We start from the raw sequence: 1,454 nt of genomic DNA, 5'->3' as shown, positions 1-1,454 counted from the left end.
GCTCGGCGCCCGCCTCGTCCCGCACCCGCTCCACACCATATCCGCGCGAGCCGACGCGGTAGGTCAGCTCGAAGCGCAAGTCCGCCAGCACCAGCTGCACGGTGAGCCCGTCCAGCAACGGCGGCATGACAGGATCGACGACGAGGGCGCCCTGCTCCAGCCGCAGGCCGAGCAGCGAGTTGATGACCAGACCCAGCGCGATGCCCGGGCCGCTGGAATAGATGCGCCAGCCGCCGTCCAGCGCCACCTCGCCGGCCAGCGCTCGGCCGTAATGGGCCTGGGCCTCGTAGCGGTCGGGGAAGGCGGCATCGGAGCTGGAGTAGTAGCAATTGGCCTGGCGCCGGCTCGCGCTGGGCACGCGGTCGGTCAGTGCAATCGGGTGGGCCAGCGCGAGCGCCTGCAGGAAGGCTTCGGCGTGACCGAGATGGGCCAGCATCTGGGCATAGCGCAGATGGGCGTGCATGTACATGATGCCGATCTCGCGGCCGAAGAAGGTGCTGGTCTCGGCGCGCTGGAACAGCTGCGACGGGCCGCCGCGATAGGGTAGCGGCGCGTCGAACAGGCGGGCACCATCGGGGCCCTTCAGATGCTGCTCGATCAGCGCGGCCTGGATGGCGGCCTGTTCAGGGGTGAAGAGCTCGTCGATGACGGCATGCATCATCGGCAGCAGGCTGTAGCGCAGGCCGGTGCGGGTGTCCTGCGGGTGGATCCACAGCTCGCGCTCGCCCTGCTCAGGGAAAAGTGCATAGCCAGCGACGACATCGTTCTGCACCAGCAGGCGCTGGAACTCGGCGCGCACGCCCATGGCCTCGGCGGTCAGCGCGGCGGCGTCGTGGGCTCGGCCGATCTGCGTGAAGGCCGTCGCCAGCGTGTGCAGCATCTGGTGGTGCAGCGTGACCGTCCAGGCGCTGCACAGGCGCTCTCGCAGTGCCGGGTCGGCCGGCTGCAGCGAGTCGTTCCAGTCGCCATGCCAGTAGGCGGCCAGCCCCGTGCCGGGTACGACGCGCTGGCGGATCAGCGCCAGCGCCCGCTCCACATGCGCCGCCAGTGTGGCCGGCTCGCCGTCATGGAAGGGCAGCACCTCGTCGAGCAGGCCGGCGTCGCCGCTGGCGATGAGGTATTGCGCCAGGCCCAGCAGCGGCCAGAAGACGATGTCGCCATGCGAGTCGCCGGCACGGATCTTGGCCTCGCGCTCGAAGAACATGAACCACTGCGGCCAATCGCCATCCGGGTTCTGGTTGCTGAAGACACGCAGCAGCAGATCGCGCACCGGTGCGGTCTGGCCCAGGGCCAAAAGCATTTCCAGCGGCCCCTGGCAGACATCGCGCGTGCCCCAGCCACCGCCGGAGTACTGCTCCAGGCCACGCGGTGACAGGTAGTGCACCAGGGCGTTGTGGGCATACCAGGGCAGGATGTCGCTCAGCTGCACCAGGGCCGGGTGCTGCCAATGCGGC

The 1,454-nt window shown here is 69.5% G+C and carries 1 protein-coding gene; it reads right to left on the bottom strand.

Annotated elements, in window-relative coordinates; all coding sequences use genetic code 11:
• Positions 1-1,454: GH36-type glycosyl hydrolase domain-containing protein (locus tag AC1DU6_RS31040; protein WP_477861966.1), on the bottom strand; the 1,454-nt coding region annotated here is incomplete at both ends.

Source organism: Roseateles sp. P5_B10 (assembly GCF_056400485.1).
Note: the sequence above shows the minus strand (reverse complement) of the source record. Positions and strands in the feature narration are given on the sequence as shown.